We start from the raw sequence: 19,439 nt of genomic DNA on the forward strand, positions 1-19,439 counted from the left end.
ATTTAGAAACATCTGGCGGAATTTGACGGTCTGATTTGTCCCGCCTGTCTTTTCAGCTATCCTCTCCTCCAGCCACGTCTGTTCTCTTTTCTCCATTTGAAGATTGTTATAATCTTTTCCGGTTGTTATGATCGGCAATGAAAAATCAGGTCTGCAAGGCCTGTCACTATAAAAGGAGAATGGCATGTTTGGGGATTTTTTTCTGATTTTATTTGGAATGGCCCTGGGTGCCGCTGGCGGATATGCCCTGCACCGCTATGTGAATTCCAAACGCCTGGCCGACTCTCAGGGGTTGGCTGACCGAATCGTCCAGGAAGCCCGCAAAGAAGCTGAAGCCATGAAAAAAGAGATCCGGCTTCAGGCTCAGGACGAAGTATATGTTCTGAAGAAAGAACAGGAAAATGAGTACAAAGAAATGGAGCGCGGTCTCAAGAAGACCGAGGAACGTCTCCAGGAAAAAGAAGAGCGCCTTGAGCAGAAGCTTGAAAAAGTAGCCAACAAGGAGTCGGAAGTTCTGGCCCTTGAGAAACGCATGATCAAGCAGGAGAAGAAACTCGAAGAACTCAAGGAAGAGCTTGAGAACCGCAAGGATGAGCATGAACGCAAGCTGCAGGAAGTTTCCGGACTGACTGTGGAGGAAGCTCGCGAAAAGCTCATGACTGAAATCGAGAGCCGGACCCGCCACGAAGCCGCCAAGATGGTTCGCGCCATTGAAATGGAAGCCAAAGAGGAAGGCAGCCGCAAGGCCCGCAAGATTCTTGCCCTGGCTATCCAGCGTTATTCCGGCGACTACATCAATGAACAGACCGTAACAGCCGTGACCCTTCCTTCAGAAGACATGAAGGGCCGTATCATCGGGCGTGAAGGCCGTAACATCAGGGCGCTTGAAGCAGCCACCGGTGTTGACCTCATCATCGACGATACTCCGGAAACAGTTGTTCTGTCCGCGTACAGCCCGCTCAGGCGTGAGATTGCCAAGCAGTCTCTTGAACGTCTGATCCACGACGGACGTATCCACCCCGCCCGCATCGAAGACATCGTCAGCAAGGTTGAGCAGGAAATGGACGTCAAACTGCGTGAGATCGGTGAGCAGGCCACCTTCGATGTAGGTGTGCACGGTATCCACCCCGAAATCGTCAAGCTTCTCGGTCAGCTCCAGTATCGCACCAGCTTTTCCCAGAACGTGCTTCAACACTCTCTGGAAGTTGCTTTCCTGTGCGGCATCATGGCTGCCGAACTCGGCATGGACGAAAAGATCGCCAAGCGCGCAGGGCTGCTGCATGACATCGGTAAGGCCGTGGACCACGAGATTGAAGGTCCTCACGCTGTAATCGGTGCAGACCTTGCCAAGAAGCATGGTGAATCCAAAGAGATTATCCACGCCATTCAGGCTCACCACGAAGACATTCCTCCCAAATCCGTTCTGGCTACCCTTGTACAGGCTGCGGACTCCCTGTCCGGTGCCCGCCCCGGTGCCAGAAAGGAACTGCTGGAAAACTACGTGAAGCGTCTTGAAGAGCTCGAAAACGTTGCCACCGGATTTGACGGCGTTTCCAAGGCATACGCCATTCAGGCCGGTCGCGAGATCAGGGTTATGGTCGATGCGGACCGTGTTTCCGACGACAACACCCATATGCTCTGCAAGGACATCGCCACCAAGATCGAAAACAACATGACCTATCCCGGTCAGATCCGCGTAACCGTTATCCGCGAACGTCGTTCCGTAGGTTATGCAAAATAGTTAGGTATACTTGCGGCCCGGAGGGACCGCCTCCGGGCCGTTCCTCCTGCCAGACTGCCGATAAAGGCCCGACTGCGCTCCCCCAGATATCCTGCGTTAAGCACTCGAACCTTTCTCCACAGGCTGGCTTTTGCAGCCTTTTTTTGTTTTTAGATCATAGTGCAATTGTTGCAGATGTATTCCTGTGTGATGTTTTTCAATGCGCCTTGCGATTTTGATACCGAGGGTTGAAAGGGGGCTGTATGCGCATTCTTTTTCTGGGTGATATTGTGGGCAGGCCCGGACGCAAGGCTGTTGCTGCAAAGCTGGGGGAACTGCGCCGTTCTCTTGAGCTGGACATGATTATCGCCAACGGGGAAAACGCTTCTCAGGGGATCGGGCTGTCAATCAAGAACGCACGTGATCTGCTTGATTGCGGGATTGATGTTTTGACTTCCGGCAATCATATCTGGAAATATCAGAACCTCTACCCATTCATGAATACCTGTGAGCGCATCGTGCGTCCCGCAAACGTGCCGCAGGGGGCTCCGGGAAAGGGCTGGACTGTTTTCAGAGTTCATGATGAAGTGCCGGTTGCGATTTTAAATCTGCAAGGGCGCACCTTTATGAGTCCCGCGGATTGCCCTTTCAAATGCGCTGACCGTGTTCTCAAGGAGATTGATCCCGAAGTGAAAATCATCCTTGTTGATTTTCACGCGGAGGCGACATCCGAGAAGCAGTGTCTAGGACGCTATCTTGATGGCCGGGCCAGCGTGATCATAGGCACGCATACCCACGTGCAGACCAATGATGCCAAAATTTTCGACTCCGGGACCGGATTCATGACTGATGCCGGTATGTGCGGCCCGACTGAATCGTGTCTGGGCCTTACGCCCAAGCCGGTGATCAAGCGTTTTGTCACGGGACTTCCCCAGCAGTGGAAGGTGGCCGGCGGGCCGGTTGAACTGCAGGGAGTTCTGCTTGAAGTCGACAGGGAGTCGGGAAGGACTCTTTCCATTGAGGCATGGAAGTCAGGGCTTATGACTGTCTAAATCCGTGCTTTTTATGTCGGACTAAGGCTCAGGGCAGATCGCGGAAAAATACCAATAAAGCCTATGCAGGCTAAAATTAAATAAAGAGGTTTCAACCATGAATATTTACGATGAACTCAAGTGGCGGGGGCTGGTCAATCAGGTTTCTGACGAAGAGAAGGTACGCGAGTATCTGGATACTCCCGGTCAGACCATGTATTGCGGCTTCGACCCCACCGCCGACAGCCTGCACATCGGCAACCTTGTTCCGCTGCTCTGTCTTGTGCGTATGAAGCGGGCAGGACACAATCCCCTGTTCCTGCTGGGCGGTGCAACCGGGCGTATCGGCGACCCGAGTGGTAAGGACAAGGAAAGGGAACTGGCCTCCGAAGAGAAAATTGAATCTCAGGCCAGAAATATCCAGAACCAGATTGAAGCTTTCTGTGAGCGCAATACCGGCGAGAAGGCAGACGTGGTTAACAACTACGACTGGACAAAAGGCATTTCCTTCCTTGAAATGCTGCGTGACGTCGGCAAGCATTTCACCATCAACTGGATGATGGCCAAGGAATCCGTAAAGGGCCGCTTTGGACGTGACGATGTGGGTATTTCCTACACCGAGTTCAGCTACATGATTCTGCAGGGCTATGATTTCTATCACCTGTTCATGGAAAAGGGCTGTCAGCTTCAGATCGGCGGCGGTGACCAGTGGGGCAACATCACCGCCGGCTGCGAACTCATCCGCCGCAAGGCACAGGGTGAAGGTTATGCAGTAACCTTCCCGCTCATCACTACCGCAGAGGGCAAGAAGTTCGGTAAGAGCGAGGGCAACGCCGTTTACCTCAACGCCGAAATGACCTCTCCCTATACTTTCTACCAGTTCTGGATCAATACCGATGACCGTGATGTTATCCGGTTCCTGAAATACTTCACTTTCCTGACTCAGGATGAAATCGCAGAACTGGAAAAGAAACATGAGGAAGCCCCGCACCTGCGCGAGGCACACAAGCGTCTTGCCGAGGAAACCACTATCATGATCCACGGCAAGGAAGAGCTTGAGAAGGTGCTGGCCGCAACCGAAGCCCTTTTCGGAAAGGGCGACATCATGTCCGTTGACGCCCCCACACTGCGCGGGGCAATGGAAGCCGCTCCCGGCGTGGAATATGCCAGGAACGAGCTGCCCGACCTGCCCCAGATCCTTATCGATCTCGGAATGGCCAAGTCCAAGGGACAGGCCCGCAAGGATATTCAGGGCGGCGGACTCTATCTCAATAACGAACGTGTTTCCGAGTTTGATTACGTCCCGACCGAGGCCGACTTCATCGGCGGCAAATGCCTGCTCCTCCGCAAGGGTAAGAAAAACTATGGGCTGGTTACCGTAAAATAGGATTCTTCGGAGTTGATTTTGGTGCGCTGCGCGCTTTTGGAGATTTGATTCTGCCCCCGGCGGCCAAAGGGCCCGCGGCCCTTTGGAATCCTGATTGTTTCTGGTAAGTTGCTGCTTGAAAACGTAGTCTTAGTGGAGCAAAAGAAAGAATCAAATCTCCGAAGGTTTCATTCTGAGATGTAAGTTTTAACCGCACTGTCTTAGTATGGACAGTGCGGTTTTATTTGTGGCGGTTTTCCTTTAACGTGGCGAAGCCGTGGTAAAAGGTTTTGGGATGCTTAACCCCTTTTGCAAAAGGGGTTAAGCCCCGGAGGCATCCAGTGATTGAATTTTGATAAAGGGGAATCCATGCGTTTATTTTATATCATCATGTCATTCTGGTTCGGAGCACTTGCACCGACGCAGGCCGGGGTCAACCTTAAGCTGCGCGGCTTTGTCGGTGATCCCGTGATTGCGGCATTTGTCTCCTTTGCAGTGGGGACGCTGACGCTTCTCGCCTATGCTTATTTCATGCGCATACCGGTTCCCCATGCTGAGACTGTCTTCAAAGGGCCATGGTGGATGTGGACCGGAGGATTCATGGGGGCGTTCTTCGTTGCCGCAGCTGTTGTTGTGGCTCCGGTCCTTGGAGCTGGGACCATGATGTGCTGGATGGTTGCAGGACAGATGGTGGCATCCATTCTGCTGGACCACTACGGTATCATAGGTTATGCCGTGCGTGAGGCCTCTCCCGCACGTATTGCCGGGGCTGTGCTGGTTATTTTGGGTGCTGTTCTTATTGAGAAATTTTAGCTGAACTGATTCGATCTGAAAGGAGTGGGGTTGTGCTGGATATTTTGCGCAAGTATATTAAATTGCTGCTGGATAATACTGTTCTTGTCTGTCGCATGATCAAGATTGAGCATTCGATCTTCGCTTTGCCTTTTGCATATATGGGTTTTTTTCTGGCTTCGGGCGGATGGCCGGGCTGGGTCCCGTTCGTTCTGCTGACAGTGGCTATGGTGGCAGTGCGTTCCTTTGCCATGGCGGTCAACAGGCTTTTCGACATCAATATTGACAGCGAAAATCCGCGCACCCGTACTCGGCCGCTGGTTACCGGCGAACTCAGCCCGCTGTTCACTTTCTGTTTTATTGTTGTCTGTGCGGTAATTTTTGTCTTTGCCTGTAAGGGCATGAACGAGCTTTGCTACAAGCTGTCATACTTTGCGCTGTTCTGGTCCGCTTTTTATTCGCTGACCAAGCGTTTCACCTCGCTTTGCCATTACGTGCTTGGTTCCGTGCTGGGCCTTGCTCCTGTTGCGGGCTGGCTCTGCGTCAAACCAGAATTTTCGCTGACCGCCCTGCTGTTTTTCTGCGGAGTTCTTTTCTGGGTTGCCGGTTTCGACATCCTTTACGCCACTCAGGATCGCAAGTTCGACCGTTCCCGGGAGCTCAACTCAATTCCTGCAAATCTCGGATTGCATAAGGCGCTGACGGTGTCCACTTTCAGCCATGTCAACACAGTGATATTCTTCCTGCTTGCAGGGCTTTCCGCAGGTATGGGATGGATCTACTTCAGTACTGTTGCTGTTGTGGGCGGCATCCTGATATTTGAGCATCAGGTCATTTCCGCTGACGATATGACCAAGGTCAATATGGCCTTCTTTACCTTGAATGGAGTCATTTCAGTACTTCTGTTCGTAGGAACACTTGCGGACCTCTTTATCTAGTTGATGATTCGGATTGTTAGACCATCGGGCCGCTTTAAAGCGGCCCTTTTTTTATTTTATTCATATCCGGATGGCGTTTTATTTAATATAAATCAACAGGTGTTACAGTCGTGTGAAGAAACGTGTCGACATTATTTTGCAAAGTTATTAGGTTTGGAAGTGCGAGGTGTACTTATCGATAAGGTATCAGGTTGGAGGCTTGAATTGAAGTCCTTCTGCCGCCAGTATACTCAGTGTTGACGCCGGGATGAAGGTTGTGCGTTCCCGGAGGTGGATGTGAGCGTGTGGCTGCAGTTTTAAGATTACAAGGAGAACTTCCATGTTCGGAAACAACGACAAATTTCTTAAGCTTTTTGCCGTGACTTACTACGGCGGACTGGTTGCTGCAGCTCTTGCCTGCGGGGCTTACATCTATTCTTCCGGCGGGGTCTCTGCCGGAGTTGCTGCTACAATTATTGTATGCCTTTTAGCCGTCCTGGGTGGTGTGCTGATGTTCATGCTGAACAATCAGGTCCTTAAGCCCATTAACAGCATCACCGATTTTTCATCCCGTATTTTGAGCGGAGATTATGCCGGAGCCGACAAATGTACTTCTCTCGGCCTTGATGACCTGCGCGATGCCGTTGCCCGGCTTGGTGCCGGTTACAAGGAGAGGCTCGGGTTCAGCACAAGCATTCTCGGAGGACTGCCCATAGCATGCTGTATTGTTGATAAAGAAGAGAAGATTACTTTTCTGAATCAGGAATGCATGGATATGATCGGTTCTGATAAGTCCCCTGAGTCGTATTACGGACGCATGCTCTCCCAGATTTTTTACAATGATGACCGCAGGTCGCTGATTGGACACTGTATGGATGACGACAACAGGGTCATGAACCGTGAGGTCGTTTTCAAACATACCAATGGTAGTGACATCAACATTCTTGCCAACCTGTTTCCTTTGCATGATGTGGTGGGCAATGTCATCGGCGGGTGCTGTTTGTACATTGTGACTACGGAACTCAAGCGGCGCGAAGCACAGATCATGAGCCAGAATGAGCGTATAGCCAAGGCTGCCGAGCAGGCCGGAAGCGTTGTGCATGAACTTGGCGAGGCTGCCGATCTTCTGCACAGGCTGGTGAACGAGGCCCGTAACGGAGCCGTTGTTCAGACTGAGCAGGCCGGGCAGGCTGCCACTGCGATGGAAGAAATGAACGTTACGGTTCTTGAGGTTGCCCGCCATGCTCAGGAAGCTGCAGGTGATGCCGATCAGGCCAAACACAAGGCCGAGAGCGGGGCCGACGTTGTCCGCGGAGTTGTGGATGCCATTGATGAGGTTGCCGGACAGGCTGCAACCCTTAAGGAGTCCATGGAAGAACTGGACAGGAAGTCTGTAAGTATCGGAAACGTGTTGAGCGTGATTGAAGATATTGCCGATCAGACTAACCTGCTGGCTCTCAACGCCGCTATCGAAGCTGCAAGGGCCGGTGAGGCCGGACGTGGGTTTGCGGTAGTAGCTGATGAAGTCCGCAAGCTGGCTGAAAAAACAGTTCAGGCAACGTCTGAAGTGCATCAGGCAGTGTCGGGAATTCAGGCCGGAGCCAAGGCCAACGTGAAGGCCACCGATGCCGCTGTTAAAGCTGTTACCAAAAGTACCGAGCTTGCAGACCAGTCCGGCGCGTCTTTGAGCGAGATTGTTGCGGTTTCCGAGGCTACTGCAGACCGTATCCGTTCCATAGCTACTGCAGCGGAACAGCAGGCAGCGGCAAGTGAGCAGATAAACAGGTCGACCATTGAGGTCAGCCGTATCTCCAGTGAGACGGAGCAGGCCATGGTTCAGTCAGCGGAAGCTATCGACAAGCTTACCGAGCTGGCAGAAGAGCTTTCCCGGATAATTCGCGAAATGCAATAATTTTAAAGGCCCCGACAGTTCATAATGAATATCGGGGCCTTTTTATTTCAGGCTGTTTGACCGCAATACATAGTGTTGCGGTTTTTTGTTTTGTAAGCCAGATCGTCAAAAGCGCGCAGCACACCAAAACTGGCCTCGCAACGCCGTCTAAGGTATCTGTCTGATATTTCCAGGGCAGAGCGAAACAAAAAGAGTTTCCCTCCCCCCTTTGGCCGCTCAGGCGAAAAGGGTTCGTGTCCTCATAACTTGAGGATTTTTTTCTTTTTATTTCAGAACCCGTAGCGCAGGTAATCCTTGTCCTTGCGGTTGATCATCTGCATGTAGCGGTAGCGGCTTTTTACCTGTGCCTCTTCAAGCAGTGAGTAACCGGTGTTGCGACATTTGTCGCAGGCCCCGATGGGTATTTCCACTCCGAAGCCCATGGGACCGTTTTCCCGCTGGGTTTCGATTTTAAGCAGACCACGGCAGTGGTCGCAGAGCAGCAGGGATTCGGTCTGGGACTCGGTGAAACCTTCGGTATCGTAGAATATGTTCCGGTGCCGCACGGACCAGTTGCCGCTGATGACGCCTTCGCTGCTTTGAGTGGGCGGGTTGAAGTAGACATCCCTTATCCCGTCGCAGAGTTTGGCGATGTAATCCATGATTTCAGCTGACTCGCGCAGGGTCTCCGGATTGAATCCGGGTTCGCGTACGTGGGAGTAGTCCACGCCGGCCATGGCAAGGCTGATTCCGAGGTTCACGTAGGGCAGGGCTCCCTGAATGGCATATCCGCCCTCAAGTACGGCAATGTGGGGCTTGAGCATGGAGTTGAGTGCTGCGTAGCCCTGAGCCGAAAAGTTCATGTTGGTGATGGGATCGGTGAAATGGTTGTCCTGCCCGGCGGAGTTTATGATCAGGTCCGGCTTGAAGTCATCAAGGATTGGCATGACGATGTTTTCCATGACCATCATGAACCCGGCATCCGATGTTCCCGGAGGCAGCGGGATGTTGACAGTTCGTCCAAGGGCCTTCGGTCCGCCGGCTTCCTTGGGAAATCCTGTGCCGGGATAGAGGGTGCGACCATCCTGATGCATGGAAATGAACAGAGTGTCCGGGTCATGCCAGTACACATCCTGAGTGCCGTCTCCGTGGTGGCAGTCCGTATCTATGATGGCGATGCGTTTCGGGCCGTACATTTCGCGGATGTATTCGCACATTATTGCTTCGATGTTGATTGCACAGAAGCCGCGTGAACCCTGAACTGTCTTCATGGCATGGTGTCCCGGAGGACGTACGAGGGCAAAAGCCCGCTCCCGTTCTCCTTCCATGACCAGCTTGGCGGCCTTTATGGCTCCCCCGGCGGAAATGCAGTGGGAGCGGGTGGCTACGGCTTCGGCTTCTGGAAAGCAGAAGTGGACCCGTTCTATGTCTTCAGTGGTGGCCACCTCTGGCTTGTATTCGCGGATGCCTTCTATATCGAAGATGCCTTCTTCGCGGAGCTGGTCCTGAGTGTAGAGCAGCCTTTCTTCCCTTTCGGGGTGTGTGGGCGAAATGGCCCAGTCAAAGGCGGGGAAAAAGATGATTCCCAGACTGTTTTCAGCCTTGAGCATACTGACTCCCTATGAATATGTCCGGACCACGCCGGGTTTTATCTGGCATTTGACCCTGATGTTGCGGCCTACCTTGCTCACCCCGTTGACCATGTTGAATGATGATGAAGAGGTAATCTGTGCGTTGGAACCGTCCGCAGCCACGTGCATTTCCCCCAGATGGGCCAGCAGGTGGTTCATGGCGTCTTTTTCCGCATCTTCTAGCATGTAGTTGCGTGGAATGTTTTCGCGGTGTCCGAGCGAGGGAATGAACATGAGGCCGCGTTCGGTGTCGGCGAAAAGTTCAAGCTCGGTGGTGGTTCGGGTCAGGGCCGCGCCGATGGCGTTTGCCACATCGTAGTTTTTCGGAACTTCGGTGGAGAGGCGGAACTTGCGGAAGATGTCCATTTTCATGGCCTGTGCGGGACCGCCCATGATGTATATTTTTCGCGGAATGATACGCCGGTTCTCCAGCAGTTCGTGGATGGTGTAGACCGGCTGCTGGTTGATTTCGTCTACCATTTCACGGGTGGAGGAGTGAATCTTTTCCACTGCGTAGGCAATGGCCAGGTCAGCCAGTTCCTCGGTTTCAAAACCGTGTTTTGCGGCGAATCCGGCTAAACTGCTTCTGGAGGCTTCGATGTTGCCGCAATCGCAGCTGCCTTTCCAGATAAGTGCATCGGTAAGGGTGGGAACAATCCCCCCGAAGGCAATGGATGGACCGAGCCTGTTGGGGCCGACCCGCACGTTTCCGTCCATGACCGAGATGGCCGAGTCTCCACCGATGCCTATGGAAAGGACTTTCAGGGCCCGTACAAGTGTGGGGTGCGAACCGATGTCGATCCCTTCCTGTTCGATAAGCGGGCTGCCGCCGACAAAGATGGCGATGTCGGTGGTGGTTCCACCGATGTCGAAAATTATGGAATCGTGGGTGATGTTGCAAAGGGCAATTATGCCCATGACGCTGGCTGCCGGGCCGGAAAATATGGATTGGACCGGGACTTTTCTTGAGAGCGGCAACGGCATGGTTCCTCCGTCGGCTTTAAGAATGTTTACCTTGATGTGTCCAAGCCCCATTTCATCCAGGGTGTCGGATATGGCATCCGCGAATTTGTTGAAAATGCGCCAGACTGCACAGTTGTAAAAGGCGGTGGAGATGCGCCGGGGAAAATTAAGTCGTCCGGTAAGCTGGTGTCCGAGAGTGATGAAATCGGCATTGTCGCCAACGGCCAGTTCTATGGCCTTTTCGTGGGAAGGATTGCGGGGCGAAAATTTGGTGACTGCGGCATAGACCTTGATTCCTGATTTGCGGCATGAGGCGATGGCTTCCTCAAGGGCGAGGTTGTCGAGCCGTTTGGTTTCCGACCCGCGGTGGTCCAGCGAGCCGGGGATGACATGGAAGTCCTTGCAGACCATGAACGAGTGCGGATCGAGCCCGGGGCCTGCTGAGACTATGACCCCCACATCCTCGAAGTTGCCTTCTACAATGGAGTTGGTGGACAGGGTGGTGCTCAGGTTCAGCTGTTTTATGCGTGCGGGGTCGGTGTTGCGGACGATTTCGCCAAGTCCGTTTCTGATGGAAGAGAGCAGGTTGTCGTGCTGGGTGGCAACCTTTACCTGGGCCTCTATTCCGTCCGGCCCGATGGCTACCGCGTCTGTGTGGGTGCCGCCCACGTCAATTCCTAAGAGGAGCATCTGGTAAATCCTTGAAAGGTTTTTCCCGCAGGAGCTGCCGGGAATAAGTGCATGCCGTGGATAATCCGAACTCTGGGCTGGCGGAGCCTTTAAAGGCGCACTCCCCGAATTCTAGATCAATCACCTAACTAGCACCCGGTCATTGCCGGAGTAAAGAGGTTTTACCGTCAGCGGTATGAACTTGTCCGTGAGCGGTTTAAACTTGGCTTTTGCTGATCCCGAGCTTCTTCATCCGCGAGTCGAAGGTGGAGCGGTTTACCCCTGCAGCTTTGGCTGCGCGACTTATATTCCAACGGAATTTTTCAAGCAGTCCCATCACATAAGTGTGTTCCATTTCCTGCCAGGTCAGGTCGGTGAGTCCAGACGTAATTGGCGCTTGAGGCTGCTGTTCCGGGGAGTTGAGGGGTGGACGCCTGCCCGGATCTTCGGCTTTTGGAGCAGATCCGGGTGTGGCGATGTGGGGCGGCAGGTCCGTTATGCGGATGGTGTCTCCCGGAACCATGGCCTGAAACTGCTTCACCGTGTTCTCAAGTTCGCGGATGTTGCCCGGCCAGGGGTAGTTCTGCATTGCCGTCATGGACGTTTCGTCCATTCTCTTGGGCAGCATATGGCTGTGAGAGGCCTCTCTGGTCAGGAAATAGTCGGTGAGAAGAGGGATATCGTCGTTTCTTTCCCGCAGGGCCGGGAGTTTGAGGGGCAGAACGTTCAAGCGGTAATATAGGTCCTCCCTGAACCTGCCGGAACGGACATCCTCCTCAAGGTTGCGGTTGGTGGCCGAGATGATGCGTACATCTATTTTTTTTGTAGCAGTACCGCCAAGGGGTTTGATTTCATTCTCCTGCAGAACGCGCAGCAGCTTGGCCTGCAGGTTTATGTCCATGTCTCCGATTTCGTCCAGAAACACGGTTCCGCCGTCTGCGGCTTCAAACAACCCTGATTTGTTGCTGTTGGCTCCGGTGAAAGCACCTTTTACGTAGCCGAAGAGCTCACTTTCAAGCAGATTCTCCGGGATGGCGCTGCAGTTCTGAGTAAGGAATGGGCGATTGGCCCTTGAGCTCTGGACGTGAATTTCTTCCGCAAAGAGCTCCTTACCTGTTCCTGATTCACCGTAAAGCAGAACAGGGTAGTTGGTTGCCCCGTAGTTTCGTACCAGTTTCAGGGCCTTGTTGATGGACGGGCTCTTGCCTACGATGCTTTTTTTGCCGCGGATGCTGCTCAGGGTAAGACTCAACTGGGCATATTTACGCTGCTGGCGCTGAAATTCAAGAGAGTTGCTGAGGGTGATCGCGCCGATGTCGACCATGTCCTGAAGCATGGTCAGGTAGCCCGGGTCAAGGTTAAGCCTGTCTCCGGAGGCGCTGGTGTCGATAACCTGTACGGCGCCGTATACGTCGTGTCCTTTCACCAGAAGGGGAAAGCACAGGATCAGCCGGCTCTTGATCTTGAAGTTCTCCTCAATCACGCTGTGGTGGCGGTTTTCCCCGGCTTCGGCAATGGTCATCTTGCCGTTTTCAATGACCCACCCCACAATGCTCTGCTCCTGCGGGGAGAGCCTGACTCCCTTAACTGTGTCGCTCTTGTTGCCCAAAGCTTCCACGCATTCGTACATGCCGTCTTTTTTCAGCCAGAGAGAACCCCTTTCCACGTTCTGCAGTTGCAGGAGCAGGGTCAGGATCGTCATCTGAAGTTTTTCAGGGTCCAGTTCCTGCGACAGGGCTTTGTAGTCATTGATTGATAGGCTCATGTTTTCTTCGTAAGAGGAGTGTTTGTTGTTATTTTGAGATAATTTCTAAATATCGTTAAAATCACTAATTGTCAAAACTGAAGAATGTGTAGGAATGATGCCAATGGGCGGGGAGTGGAATGGAATCTCTTTGTTACAGCGGTTTTGTGAGCGTGTAAAAACTTTGGCACGTTTGATGCTAAGAATGAATCAGCTTGTTAGTCAAGTATGGACCGGGAAGCCCACTCCACCTCCCCGACCCCTCCGGGCTTTCCGGTCCATAACCATTTCAGATTATGAAAAACACTTCGGCCGCAGTTTTTCCCACATACATGGAGACGAATCAATGACAGGTGTAGAATCGTTAGTGTCTGTGCATCGTAAGGAGATGGCACTGCTACGGGAAGAGTCCCGCCAGTCCAAAAGGGAAAGGCGTGACAGCTTTCGTGAAATGGATCATTCTTTCAATGAGTTGCGTTCAAGGTTGAATGCAGAAATGCCGTCAGCAGGCGGCCCATCCGTTTTTCGCGGAGCAGTGGCTTTTATGATGACTCTGCTCGGAGTGCTTACATATTAAAGAGTTTTGTGTCCCACCTCACTGTGGACGGAAATCGCCAGATAAAACCCCGCTGACCACCCAGTCAGCGGGGTTTTAGTTTTTTGTGTCAGGTGCTCGCTTAAAAATTTTCAGGTCCAGCCTGACGTGCGTCCTGATAAAAGGTTCGTGCGGCCTTTCTGAGGTTTTCCGCCCAGTCTTCCGCAAGCGGATCGGCTACGAGTACTTTTGCTCCAATTGACGAGGCAATGGCTTCGGCACTCTTGCGCGAGAACTGGGGTTGCACAAATATGGCTGTAACAGAGTTTCTTTTTGCAAACTCCGTCAACTGGCCCAATTCCTTCGGGCTTGGTTCCTTTCCTTCTATTTCAATGGGGATCTGCCTTAATCCATAACATCTGGCGAAATATCCCCATGACGGGTGGTAAACCATGAAGCTGGTTCCGCCCTGCCCGCCAGAGAACATTTTCAGCAGTTCTTCGTCCAGTCGGCTGATTTCTTCCGCAAGACTCAACTGGTTGGCCCTGTATTCCTTGCTGTTGGCTGGGTCAATCCCGCTCAGGGTGTCCCGTATCTGCATGCTCATAATTCTTGCCAGGGCAGGGGACAGCCAGATGTGGGGGTCGGCCAGGAACTCGTCCTCGTGATCATGTCTGTCCGGCTCGTGGTGTTCTTCGGCCTGCTCTTCACTGTGTACATGGTTCTGCATGGGGATGCGGACAACACTCTCGCCGAGATCAACGATGTTAAGTTTGCTGTTTGCGGATTTAAACCTCGGCAGCCAGGCCCGCTCAAATGGAACCCCTATGGCGAAGTACACATCAGCCCTGCTGAGTTGCGCCATTTGTTTCGGTTGAGGTTCGTATGTTGCGGGACTGCTTCCGGGGCGGACCATGACGTTAACCTCGACGTGGTCTCCTCCAATTTTTTCTACAAAATATTTCAACGGCAGGATGGATACGGTTACCTGCATCGGCGCCGCAAGTGCTGTTCCTGAAAGAAGCAGGGTCAGTGCCAGTGCGGCGATTAGTTGTGTTTTTTTCATGTTGTACTCCGATGATGTTGATATTGAGTATCAATTAAACAAATATGTGTACCACATTTGTGCGGAAGTCAACAGGAATGAGTCTGCGTTAGCGTGGCGCGATGTTTGTTCTGTGTGTATTTATTGTGTTCTTGACAAATTTGTTGAGCGTGTGGGTGCGTGCCCCTCTTCCGGCCGGTGTTGAGTTTCTTCCTGTTCCTGAGAAGCTGTCTTGGGTTCGTCTGATTCCTCCTTTTTCTATGTAGATGTGGCTATCGGGAAGAATCCTGTGTAATTATATTCCGTATGGATTTCTTTTTTGCGAATACTCGTCTTTTGTTTTTGCGCGATTTTTTATTTTTATGTGCAAAAGGTACTTTTTTGAAGGTAAAATTTTTTGATAAATTGCAAATATGTATTTCGGGTATCTTTTAGCTTTTTTTTGGGTTAGAGGTTGGCCGATTTTGGCACAAAGTGTGCTTTATCGGTAGTGAATATTCAGTTTTGAAGGGTAAAATTAGCAAATTTGCAAAATAATGCTTGGTTGAAGTTGTAGACGAATACATAAATGTAAAAAATGAAAATCAACGGGGGTTGATAAAAAATGAATGCGGCAGATACTTCTTTCATTCTCATATGCGCGGCTCTGGTAATGTTCATGACTCCGGGGCTGGCTCTTTTCTACGCAGGTATGGTGCGCAGCAAAAACGTTCTTGCCACCATCATGCAGAGTTTCATCATGCTCGGACTGGTTTCGATTGTCTGGGCGGTCATAGGATATACATTGGCATTCGGGACCGACATCGGCGGCATAATCGGTGGACTGGACTTTTTCGCTCTTAACGGTGTAGGCATGGATACCCTGAACAGTCCTGCCGATAACCTTCCCCACCTGCTGTTCATGGTCTTCCAGTGCATGTTTGCAGTTATTACTCCCGCGCTGATTACCGGTGCGTTTGCTGAGCGCATGAGGTTCGGGGCTCTGCTGATTTTTTCCACTCTCTGGGTGATCTTTGTTTACTCCCCCATGTGCCACTGGGTATGGGGCGGCGGCTGGATGGGAAGTGACGGAGCTCTCGACTTTGCCGGTGGCGCAGTTGTTCATATGAGTTCCGCTTCCGCTGCGCTGGCTGCATGTCTGGTTATGGGCAAGCGCAAGGGCTACGGCAAGGAACCTTTCATTCCTCATAACCTGCCCATGACTCTGCTCGGTGCCGGTATTCTCTGGTTCGGCTGGTTCGGATTCAACGCCGGTAGCGCTCTTGCCGCAAACGGTCTTGCTGCCAATGCCTTTGTTACCACCCACATGGCTGCTGCCGCAGCGGTTCTGGGCTGGCTGCTGGTTGAAACCATGCACGCAGGAAAGCCCACCACCCTCGGTGCCGCTTCCGGTGCTGTTGCAGGACTGGTTGCCATTACCCCTGCTGCCGGTTTCGTTACCCCCATGGCTGCAATCGTGATCGGTTTCGGCGGTGGCGCAATCTGTTACGGCGGCGTGCTGCTCAAATCCAAGTTCAAGTATGACGATTCCCTCGACGTTGTCGGCATTCACGGTATCGGTGGTACTTTCGGTGCAATTGCTACCGGCCTTTTTGCAAGCATCGGTGCAGAAGGCCTGTTCTACGGCAATCCCGGCCAGCTCTGGATTCAGATTGAATCCTGCATCGCCACCTGGGGATACTGCTTTGCAGTCAGCTGGATTCTGTTCAAGCTTATCGATAAATTCTACGGACTCAGACCTTCTGAAGAAGCCGAAGTTGCCGGTATGGACGTTTCCGAACACAGCGAAGCCGGATACCAGATGTAAGGAGTTTCAACCGTCAGGTAACTTATTTAAGTGAACCTGGTGGGTTAAACTGCAAGGAACAAATATAGTCAGTTAAATTGAAATGATATTTGCCCCTACCTGCGGCGAAGCCTTAATAAAAGGTTTTGGGATTCTTAAACCCTTTTGCAAAAGGGTTTAAGGCCCCCGGCAGGGCCGCCGGAGGCATCCATAGTTCAAATTGCTTATGCTAAAATTAATAGGATGAAATCTGATGAGAAAGATCGAAATAATTGTAAGGCCTTTCAAGGTGGATGATGTGAAGGAAGCTGTTGCCGCCCTCGGACTAAAAGGGATGACCGTAACCGATGTCAAAGGCTTCGGCCGTCAGGGTGGTCATAAGGAAGTTTACCGCGGTGCCGAGTATCAGGTGGACTTTCTGGCCAAGGCCAAGATTGAAATCGTGGTGGAGGCTGACCGCGTTCCCGAAGTCATTGATGCGGTAAGTGCTGCTGCAAAGACCGGAAAGGTCGGCGACGGCAAGATCTTTGTACTCCCTGTTGAAGAAGTTGTGCGTATCCGTACCGGTGAAACCGGCAGAGAAGCCATCTAGGTGCTAATCAGTTTATGTATTCCGTATGGCCTGTGGCTTTCCGGATTGTCCGGACATTCAGAGGGGAGCCGCCCCTCTGGAGTCCGGGGATTGAATCATCCTTAATAGTGCTGTGCATAATATCAGAAAAATGATTCACGAACCCAATTCCGGGAGCTCCCCCCGGGCCTCCATAGATAACCTGCTTGCCGGACGGGAAATCCTGCTCGCGGCATGCTCAAAGAGCATGCCGCAGGATTTCCCCCAGCAGATGTCCAGGCTTGTGGACGCTTATTTTACGGAAAGAGTGGAAGAGGCCATGAGCTGCGGGATACTGCTTTCCGGAGAAGGTTTTTCCGTGGTTGCCGTGGGCGGATACGGCCGGGGGCAGCTTGCTCCCTGTTCAGATCTTGATGTGCTCATTCTTTCAGACCATCTTTCAGGTACAGGGCTGGAAGAACTTTCGGCCTTTCTGTTCCATCCCCTCTGGGATCTCAAGTTCGAGGTCGGGCACGGGGTGCGCTCGGTCAAGGACAACCTGAAGCTGGCAAAGTCCGATTTCAAGGTGCTTGCCTCGCTTCTGGACCTGCGTTTCATTGCCGGGGAAGAGGAACCTTTCCGCAGGCTTTTTGCAGGATTCAGGGAAAAGGTGTTGCCCGAAGCAGGCGACAGTTTCTGCCGGACCCTCTGGGAAAATCGCAGCCTCATGGGCGTGGGAATGGATTCGGTGGTTCTTGAGCCGGAACTGAAGAACGGCTGGGGCGGATTGCGTGATGCCCAGTTTGTAAAGTGGTGTGCGGATATAAAAGGCGGGTATGCCCCGCTCAATCAGGATGATCTCAGTGATCTGTGCAAAGACGAAGCATTGATCATGCGTGCCCGGTGTGCGGTTCATTTGATCAGAAGGCGCAAGCAGGACAGGCTTATCCTTGATATCCTGCCTGACGTAGCCTCCCTGTGCGGGGTTAAGGGTTACAACCCGGCCAAGAGGGGCAATGATCTGCTGACCTCCATCCACAAGGCCATGGTACGCATCCGGTCCATGGGAGATGCCCTTTACCGCGAATCTTTTGACCGGGCAATGCGCTCCTTCATAGGATGCGAAGGTCCGGTGGGCCTTGCAGAGGCTCTGGCGGTTTTTGAAACCAAGTCCCGCAACGGGTATCCCCTGACCCGCGAGGCCCGCAGAGCCGTTTCCAGGGTGGATAGTGCCGCCGGGGTGAGTGTCGAGAAGGCCCTGACAACCCTCATAGATATACTTAAGGGGGAATTCGGCTGGAGAACCTCTCTTGAAATGCTGGACAGCGGACTTTTCAAATCATTCCTGCCGGAGTTTGCAACAGTTTCGGAGCTGGTTCCTTATGACGGATACCATCAGTATCCTCCCGGACGCCATTCCCTGCTGACCGTGAACAAGTGCCGTGAAATTTTCCGGGATGAGTTTGCCGAAGGCGGGAACTGCATTTCCGCACAGGATTTTGATGCCCTCGTACTGGCAGCCTTTTTCCATGACATAGGCAAGGGCAAACGCAACCACAGTGAACGCGGAGCCAAGATAGTCGAAGAAATCCTCGCCCGCACAGGTTTTCCGGCCCGTTTCAAGGAAGACGTTATTTTTCTGGTCCGCGAGCATCTGCTGCTGGTGCGGGCCTCGCGCTCCATCGACTTGAGTTCTCTGGAAGCCCTCCGGGCCATTGCTGAGACCGTGCGCTCGGCGCGTCGTTTAAGAATGCTGTTCATCCTTTCCATGGCCGATTCCATGGCTACCGGGCCGCGGGTCTGGAATTCCTGGAGCGAATCCCTGCTGCGTGAAATTTATTCCGGCCTGGAGCTGGCCCTTACAGATGACAGGTACTGCGTGCTGGAAAGTGAGGACCTGATGGCCGATGCCGTGCGCAGGCTCTGGCTGGCTGCCGCAGGAAATTTTGAGCCGCAGACGGTGGAAAGAATGATCGCGGTCATGCCCGAGCGGTACCTGCTTGCGGAGGACCCTGATGAGATTGTCCTGCACATGAAGCAGGTTCTGGAATTCAACGTCCTTTATGAAAAGGACCTGATCCGCAAGCCTGCCGGTAAGGGCGGCAGGGGTATAAACATCGTGCGCAGTTTTGCCTCGGATGATGAGAGCCGGATCAAGCTGGTCATAACCGCGCGCGATCAGGATTTTCTCTTTGCAGCACAGAGCGGAGCCCTGTCGCTCCATTCGGTCAATATTCTTTCGGCAGAAATTTTTTCGTGGGCCGATGGAACTGCGGTGAACACGTTCATTGTGGAAGCTCCCTCGGAGAGCGCCCCGACTGATATATGGGCCCGCGTCGAGCGCGCGGTAATGTATGCTCTGACTGGCAGACTGTCTCTGGATTTCCGGCTGCATAAAAAACGCAATTCCGGTTATTCGCGTAACCAGCCTGTCCGGGTGCCCACCAGAATAACCGTGGACAATGATTCAAGTGAATCCTGCACTCTCATTGAAGTGATAGCTCAAGACCGTTCCGGGCTGCTTTACGATATCGCCGCCCTTTTTTCCCGCATGAATGTGGATCTTCGTATGGCCCGCATTTCGACCACCGGCCAGAGTGTTTTCGATGTTTTCCATGTGGAAGGGCCTGAAGGCGGCAAGATTGAGGACAGTGAACACGTGAATGAATTGATCGATGCACTGGAGTATTCACTTGCGAATTTCTGATTTATTTATCAGCCGCGCCAAGTCAGTTCTGATGCGCTGTGCGCGTCCGGTGATTTGATTTACCCTCGGAGGTTCGCGGGAAGCATCTTTGG

General features: G+C 52.6%; 14 protein-coding genes. 10 read left to right on the forward strand and 4 right to left on the reverse strand.

Translation table 11 applies throughout. From position 1 onward, the window contains the following. Positions 1-184: 184 nt before the first annotated feature. The 6 genes from rny (at position 185) to N7E73_RS10535 (ending at position 7,738) form a co-directional block, all read left to right on the forward strand. On the forward strand, positions 185-1,741 hold the full coding sequence (gene rny, locus N7E73_RS10510) for a ribonuclease Y (RefSeq protein ID WP_432734642.1): 1,557 nt from the start codon (positions 185-187) through the stop codon (positions 1,739-1,741). Positions 1,742-1,983: 242 nt separating this feature from the next. After that, the gene (locus tag N7E73_RS10515) at positions 1,984-2,772 is read left to right on the forward strand and encodes a TIGR00282 family metallophosphoesterase (RefSeq protein ID WP_432734643.1); all 789 of its coding nucleotides are present in this window, start codon (positions 1,984-1,986) and stop codon (positions 2,770-2,772) included. A 97-nt stretch (positions 2,773-2,869) separates the two neighbouring features. Further along, positions 2,870-4,138: a tyrosine--tRNA ligase gene (tyrS, locus tag N7E73_RS10520; protein ID WP_432734644.1), complete on the forward strand. Its 1,269-nt coding sequence runs from the start codon at positions 2,870-2,872 to the stop codon at positions 4,136-4,138. Positions 4,139-4,486: 348 nt separating this feature from the next. Further along, positions 4,487-4,930: a DMT family transporter gene (locus tag N7E73_RS10525; RefSeq protein ID WP_432734645.1), complete on the forward strand. Its 444-nt coding sequence runs from the start codon at positions 4,487-4,489 to the stop codon at positions 4,928-4,930. Between the two features lie 32 nt (positions 4,931-4,962). Then, positions 4,963-5,847, forward strand: coding sequence for a 4-hydroxybenzoate octaprenyltransferase (locus tag N7E73_RS10530; RefSeq protein ID WP_432734646.1), 885 nt, complete (start codon positions 4,963-4,965; stop codon positions 5,845-5,847). 319 nt (positions 5,848-6,166) lie between these two features. Further along, positions 6,167-7,738 (forward strand): methyl-accepting chemotaxis protein, encoded by a 1,572-nt coding sequence (locus N7E73_RS10535; RefSeq protein WP_432734647.1) that lies wholly within the window; start codon positions 6,167-6,169, stop codon positions 7,736-7,738. Between the two features lie 269 nt (positions 7,739-8,007). On the opposite strand, the gene N7E73_RS10540 is transcribed toward N7E73_RS10535, so the two are convergent. The 3 genes from N7E73_RS10540 to N7E73_RS10550 all read right to left on the reverse strand — a co-directional run bounded on the left by N7E73_RS10540 (position 8,008) and on the right by N7E73_RS10550 (position 12,745). Further along, positions 8,008-9,327: a histone deacetylase family protein gene (locus tag N7E73_RS10540; RefSeq protein ID WP_432734648.1), complete on the reverse strand. Its 1,320-nt coding sequence runs from the start codon at positions 9,325-9,327 to the stop codon at positions 8,008-8,010. A gap of 9 nt (positions 9,328-9,336) precedes the next feature. Beyond that, positions 9,337-11,001 (reverse strand): hydantoinase/oxoprolinase family protein, encoded by a 1,665-nt coding sequence (locus N7E73_RS10545; RefSeq protein WP_432734649.1) that lies wholly within the window; start codon positions 10,999-11,001, stop codon positions 9,337-9,339. 196 nt (positions 11,002-11,197) lie between these two features. Continuing rightward, positions 11,198-12,745, reverse strand: coding sequence for a sigma-54-dependent Fis family transcriptional regulator (locus N7E73_RS10550; protein WP_432734650.1), 1,548 nt, complete (start codon positions 12,743-12,745; stop codon positions 11,198-11,200). A 325-nt stretch (positions 12,746-13,070) separates the two neighbouring features. Between N7E73_RS10550 and N7E73_RS10555 the strand changes: the two genes are divergently transcribed. Beyond that, complete coding sequence (locus N7E73_RS10555; protein ID WP_432734651.1) at positions 13,071-13,301, forward strand: hypothetical protein; 231 nt, start codon at positions 13,071-13,073, stop codon at positions 13,299-13,301. 100 nt (positions 13,302-13,401) lie between these two features. Here N7E73_RS10555 and N7E73_RS10560 read toward each other — a convergent pair whose 3' ends face one another. After that, positions 13,402-14,325 (reverse strand): metal ABC transporter solute-binding protein, Zn/Mn family, encoded by a 924-nt coding sequence (locus N7E73_RS10560; RefSeq protein ID WP_432734652.1) that lies wholly within the window; start codon positions 14,323-14,325, stop codon positions 13,402-13,404. Positions 14,326-14,908: 583 nt separating this feature from the next. Between N7E73_RS10560 and N7E73_RS10565 the strand changes: the two genes are divergently transcribed. The 3 genes from N7E73_RS10565 to N7E73_RS10575 all read left to right on the forward strand — a co-directional run bounded on the left by N7E73_RS10565 (position 14,909) and on the right by N7E73_RS10575 (position 19,347). Next, entirely contained in the window at positions 14,909-16,111 is a 1,203-nt protein-coding gene (locus N7E73_RS10565) for an ammonium transporter (protein WP_432734653.1), read from the forward strand. Positions 16,112-16,343: 232 nt separating this feature from the next. After that, positions 16,344-16,682, forward strand: coding sequence for a P-II family nitrogen regulator (locus N7E73_RS10570; RefSeq protein WP_432734654.1), 339 nt, complete (start codon positions 16,344-16,346; stop codon positions 16,680-16,682). A 130-nt stretch (positions 16,683-16,812) separates the two neighbouring features. Then, entirely contained in the window at positions 16,813-19,347 is a 2,535-nt protein-coding gene (locus tag N7E73_RS10575) for an ACT domain-containing protein (RefSeq protein WP_432734655.1), read from the forward strand. The last annotated feature ends 92 nt before the right edge of the window (positions 19,348-19,439 follow it).

This window comes from Maridesulfovibrio sp. FT414 (genome assembly GCF_050916235.1).
GTDB lineage: Bacteria > Desulfobacterota > Desulfovibrionia > Desulfovibrionales > Desulfovibrionaceae > Maridesulfovibrio.